This is a genomic window from Mesorhizobium sp. P3_A9, from assembly GCF_056402975.1.
The window spans coordinates 1-5,242 of record NZ_JBFUGJ010000391.1; the positions used below are offsets into that span (position 1 = coordinate 1).

Annotated in this window: 6 protein-coding genes; 2 read left to right on the forward strand and 4 right to left on the reverse strand. The window is 64.5% G+C overall.

The window, feature by feature from the left end; all coding sequences use genetic code 11:
• Both AC1DX0_RS30710 and AC1DX0_RS30715 read left to right on the forward strand, forming a co-directional pair.
• The coding region (locus AC1DX0_RS30710) for a chromate transporter (protein ID WP_477358193.1) at positions 1–604 on the forward strand (604 nt) is incomplete at its 5' end.
• Complete coding sequence (locus AC1DX0_RS30715) at positions 604–1,155, forward strand: chromate transporter (protein ID WP_477222160.1); 552 nt, start codon at positions 604–606, stop codon at positions 1,153–1,155. The genes AC1DX0_RS30710 and AC1DX0_RS30715, both read left to right, overlap by 1 nt.
• A 28-nt stretch (positions 1,156–1,183) precedes the next feature.
• Here the strand turns inward: AC1DX0_RS30715 and AC1DX0_RS30720 are convergent, their stop codons facing one another.
• The 4 genes from AC1DX0_RS30720 to AC1DX0_RS30735 form a co-directional block, all read right to left on the reverse strand.
• Positions 1,184–2,362 carry a BaiN/RdsA family NAD(P)/FAD-dependent oxidoreductase gene (locus AC1DX0_RS30720; RefSeq protein WP_477358196.1) on the reverse strand — a complete coding sequence of 393 codons (1,179 nt, stop codon included), beginning with the start codon at positions 2,360–2,362 and terminating at the stop codon, positions 1,184–1,186.
• Positions 2,363–2,473: 111 nt separating this feature from the next.
• Complete coding sequence (locus AC1DX0_RS30725; RefSeq protein WP_477222158.1) at positions 2,474–3,211, reverse strand: dienelactone hydrolase family protein; 738 nt, start codon at positions 3,209–3,211, stop codon at positions 2,474–2,476.
• A 143-nt stretch (positions 3,212–3,354) separates the two neighbouring features.
• Positions 3,355–4,662 carry a CynX/NimT family MFS transporter gene (locus tag AC1DX0_RS30730; RefSeq protein ID WP_477222157.1) on the reverse strand — a complete coding sequence of 436 codons (1,308 nt, stop codon included), beginning with the start codon at positions 4,660–4,662 and terminating at the stop codon, positions 3,355–3,357.
• On the reverse strand, positions 4,659–5,242 hold a 584-nt coding region (locus AC1DX0_RS30735; RefSeq protein WP_477358199.1), incomplete at its 5' end, for a FadR/GntR family transcriptional regulator. The genes AC1DX0_RS30735 and AC1DX0_RS30730, both read right to left, overlap by 4 nt.

Sequence of the window (5,242 nt, forward strand, 5' to 3'; positions counted from 1 at the left end):
ACTCGGGTCTCTGGTTCCCTCACCAACGGCTGCGGCCAGAACGTTGAACATGTCGACACCGGAAATAGCACCCGCCCCCAGTTGCTCGCAGCTGTTCTGGATTTTCACCCGTATCGCCTTGACGAGTTTCGGCGGTGGAGTGAGTGGCTGGCTGCTGCGGGAATTTGTTCAAAACCGCAAGTGGATAACCCAGGAAGAATTCCTCAACGGCCTGTCGATCTCCCAGGCGCTGCCGGGTGTGAACGTCAAGAACATGGCCGTCTGGATCGGCTACAGGCTGCTTGGCTGGCGTGGTGCCATCATTGGTTTTGTCGGCATCATCGTCCCGCCTGCCATCGTCATCGTCCTGTTGGGAACGGTATTCTCCGCGTTGTCGCGATATCCGCTGACGCATGTGGCGTTGACAGGAGCCGCGGCGGCGGCTGTTGGCCTGTCGCTATCAATGGGCATCACGGCCGCGCGAGCGGTGCCTCGAAACGTTGTTCCCATTGCGATCATGGCCGGCACATTCATTGCCGTCRCACTTCTGCACTGGCCGCTTTTCTGGATCGTTCTCGTCGCCGGGTCGGTAAGCGTCGCCGACACCTACGCCAGGGCAAAGTGATGAGCGAGAGCCCGCATACATCGTTGTTGCTGAGCTTGCTGGCGGTATTTGCTCCGCTCTCCCTCGTTACGATCGGCGGCGGGCAGAGTGCGATTGCCGATATCAACCGGCAGGTCGTCGACGTTCATCAGTGGCTGAGCCAGGCGCAATTCGTCGATGCGTTCGCCATCTCGCGGATGGCGCCTGGGCCGGGATCCCTGCTGGTGACGTTGATTGGCTGGCAAGTCGCGGGTTTTTGGGGCGCCGTGGTTGCAACGATTGCAATCTTCGGCCCAACCACCTTCCTTATCTACGCGGTCGCCCATATGTGGTCCCGCAATGGCGGCGCGCGCTGGAAGCGAGCGCTGGAGGCAGGGCTCCGGCCAGTCGCCGCGGGCATGATCCTTGCCGCGACCTATGTGTTGCTGCAGGCCATCGATGGCGGCTGGTTTGCACGCGCCGTGGCATTCGCGTCAACGGCAACGCTTCTGCTGACTAAGGTGAACCCGCTGCTTTTGATCGGCGCAGGCGTGGCTATTTTCATCGGACTTCACGCGATGACCCTGGTTTAGGCAACCGCCAACCTCTGCAGCCCACAGCTTAGGCCGCCTGGCCCGCCACCCAGCCCGATGACCATGCCCACTGGAAATTGTAGCCGCCAAGCCAACCCGTCACATCGACCACTTCGCCAATGAAGAACAGGCCCGGTACCGATTTCGCCTGCATCGTCTTCTGGTCCAGTCCGTTGGTTTCGACCCCGCCCAACGTCACTTCGGCGGTGCGGTAACCCTCGGAACCCGCCGGCTTGATGCGCCAGTCATTGACCGCGGCGCCGACGGTTTTGATCTGGCTATCAGAAAGATCGGCGAGATTGCCGTCGAACCCGGTGCGCTCCGCGATCGACTGTGCAAGCCGTTTCGGCAGGTGATTTGCGAGCACTGTCTGCACCGCCTGCCGCCCATTGGCGCGCTTGGCCGTGCGGATGAGATCCGCCACATCGACCCCGGGCAGCATGGCGATGCGGATTTCGTCGCCCTCGCGCCAATAGGATGAGATCTGCAGGATGGATGGCCCGCTGACGCCACGATGCGTGAACAGCATGGCCTCTGAAAATCGCGTCTTGCCACAGCTGACTTCCGCGTCGACTGCGTTGCCGGCCAAGGGAGCCAGCCGCTCGAGCGTTTTTTCGTCGAAGGTCAGCGGCACCAGCGCCGGCCGCGTCTCGACAATGGCAAGGCCAAACTGCTCGGCGACCTCGTAGCCGAAACCCGTCGCTCCCATCTTGGGGATCGACTTGCCGCCGCACGCCACCACCAGGGACTGGCAAGTGACCGTACCCGTGGAGAGAGCGAGCACGAACCCCTCCACGGTTTTGCCGACATCCCTGACCTCGGTCGACAGGGCCAGCTCGACGCCCCTGCCCTGCATTTCCGAGACCAGCATGTCGATGATCTGCCGGGCGGAGCCGTCGCAGAACAGCTGCCCCAGCGTCTTCTCGTGATAGGCAATGCGGTGACGCTCGACGAGCGCAATGAAATTGCGCTGGGTGTAACGGCTGAGCGCCGAGATGCAGAAATGCGGATTGCCCGAGATRAARTTCTTCGGRCTSGYGTGGATGTTGGTGAAATTGCACCGGCCACCGCCSGAGATGCGGATYTTTTCGCCTGGCWTYGCMGCGTGATCGAGGATCAGCACCGAACGACCCCGCTTGGCGGCCTCCATGGCACACATCATTCCGGCGGCGCCAGCGCCGATGATCACGACATCGTAGGATTGCATCAGGCCAGTCGTTCCCGCTCGGCCCCCGCTCAATTCAAGGGGCCGTCATTCAGGCTGCCTGATACCGCGAACGGTTCGGTCAGCCAACAGGCAAGAACAGCCGCGCGAAACTCAGACCAGCGTTTCGGCGAACAGCGTGATCAGCCTTTGCCAGTGTCGTTCGGCGCCGGCTTCATTGTAGACGCTGTGATCCGGCACGCACCAACCATGTGCCATGCCGACATAGTTCTCGATCGCATGATCGACCTCTGCTTCCCTGAACGCCTCGGCCAATCGCGTCGACTGCTCCGGCGGGAAACTCCTGTCGACGCCCGCCATGCCGACATAGACACGCGCCTTGATGGTGGCGGCGTGGCGATGCGGGCTGTCGGCGGCATCGCTGGCGAGATTGCCGCCATGGAAACTGGCGGCGGCCTTGATCCTGTCCGGGTAAGCCGCGGCGGCGTTCATTGCCCGGGCGCCACCCATGCAATAGCCGACGGTGCCAATCGGCCCGGTAACACCCTCAGCAGCGAGCGCTTCGAGAAAGGCGGCGCTGTCGCTGATGGTCATCTCCTGCGTCGTGCCGGTGACCAGCGCCATCAGCGCTGCCTTGGTCTTTTCCTCGGTGAAGGCGGTCTTGGCGTCGAAGGGACCGTAAGGCGCGTTGCGATGGAAGAGATCGGGCACCAGCACCGCATAGCCCTCGTCCGCCAGCCGCTCTGCCATGCCGTCGAGCGCCGGGCGCGGACCAAAGGCGTCCTGGTAGAGAATGACACCAGCCTTGGCCGGGGACGTCTTGGCCGAGCGGAACAGGCCCGCCTTGGCCGTACCGTCACGGGTCTTGATCTGAAGGTCCTGCTTCGTCATTGCCTGCTCCGTTGGTCAGATGCGCGATACATATCCGCACGGCCTGCCACGGCAAGGCATTCCCTGAAGATAGCCGTCAACATTTCGTGCAGGAACGCGTGACGTGTTCGCGGGCTCCCGAGACTCGAGGAGGAAGGCCTGGATCAGCCTTCCTCCTCGATGCGCATGGTCCGGGCGCCGACATGCAGCGCACGTCCGGCACCAAACCCCATGATGGCCGCCCCCAGTCCAAGCGCGACGAACAGGAAAGCCGATTCCGAAAAACTGCCGGTCCAGCCGCGGATCAGGCCGACCAGCAGTGGGCCGGTTGCCGCAAGCACATAGCCGACACCTTGCGCCATGCCCGAAAGATGCGCCGCGACATGCGAATCCGGCGAACGCAGCACGATCAGGGTCATGGCGGCGGCGATCAGGCCGCCTTGCCCGATGCCTTGCAGAACCGCCCAGAAAAGCACGGTAGAGGTCGGCGCGAACAGGATGCCGAGCAGCGCAACCACCGCGATGCCGACGAGCGCCACGTTGATGCCGCGCTGGTCCTTGAGCCGCACCGCGACGGATGGCACAGCAAGGCAGGTGACGACCTGCGCCATGACAGACACCGAGGCGATGGCGCCGGCGGTGGCCGCGTCGAAGCCGCGCTCGCGCAGGATCGGCGCCAGCCAGCCGAAGATGCAATAGGCCAGTGCCGACTGCAGGCCCATGAACAGCGTCACCTGCCAGGCCAGGCGATCGCGCCACAGGCCGACGACGCGAAAGCCGCGATGGCTGACCTGCCGCCGGCTGCCCAGCGCCTGAGGAATCCAGATCAGCAGCACGAGCAATGTCGGCACGGCCCATGCAGCCAGCGCGCCCGACCATGAACCCGTGACAAAATGTTCGATCGGCAGGGTGAGGCCGGCGGCGGCGGCCGAGCCGGCGCAGAGCGCCATGGTGTAAAGTCCGGTCATGACGGCGGCGCTGCCGGCGAAATCGCGCTTGACCAGGCCCGGCAGCAGCACATTGGCGATGGCGATGGCGCCACCGGCAAGGAAGGTGGCGATAAACAGCAGCGGCACCGAGCCGAACCAGCGCAGCCCGGTTCCCAGCGCCAGCAGCACCAGCGCGCCGAGCAAGGTGCGTTCGGCCCCGTAGCGCTGGGCAAGTTTTGGCGCAAAGGGCGCGAACAGGCCGAGGCACAGGACCGGCAGCGTGGTCAGCAGGCTGGCGCCGGTCGTCGAAAGGCCGGTCGCCTGCATCACCTCGGGCAGCAGCACCGACAGGCTGGAAAACAGCGGCCGCAAATTGAAAGCGATCAGCACCAGGCTGGCGCCAAGCACGATGCGCTCGGCTCGGCTGCGCAGTTCGGGCGGCTGCGGCTGCGGCAGGCTATCGGCTTCGGCATCGATGAGGTCCAGCCCCTCGACGGTACCGGATTGCTCCGTCAGGTCAGGCTGGCGAAATGTCTGGTTCATTGGGACAGCAGTCTTTCCAGTTGGGCAAGCACCGGCGCCATGAAGGCGCGGACGGCGGCAACCGCACGGTCCGGATCGTTGACGGCGATGGCGTCGACGATGGCCGCGTGCACCTGCTGGTCCGGCTCGGGCAGTTCGCCGTCGATGGTGGCATGGATGGTTTCGGTGATGGCGGCGGTGAAGAAGTCGTAGAGTTCCACCATCGCTCTGTTGCCGGACGCCGCGACAACCGATTTGTGGAAGGCGAGATCGCGCCGGATGAAGGCTTCGCTTCCGCCGTCGGCGACGGTGCCGCGCTCGCCAAGCAGCCGGCGCATCCGCTCGAGGTCGGCCGGCGTGTGACGCAAGGCGGCAAGCCGTGCGGCCTCCAGGTCGAGCGCTGCCCGCGCCTCCCATTGGTCGCGCAAGCCGGTGCGTTTGACCCGGTCGAGCGCTGCGGACGAATCGACGATCGAGCGCACGTAAGTGCCCGAGCCTTGCCGCGTGTCCAGCAAGCCTTGCGAGACGAGTACCCTCACCGCTTCGCGCACCGTGCCGCGGCTGACCGACAGCAGGTCGCTGAGGGCCGCCTCGTTGGGAA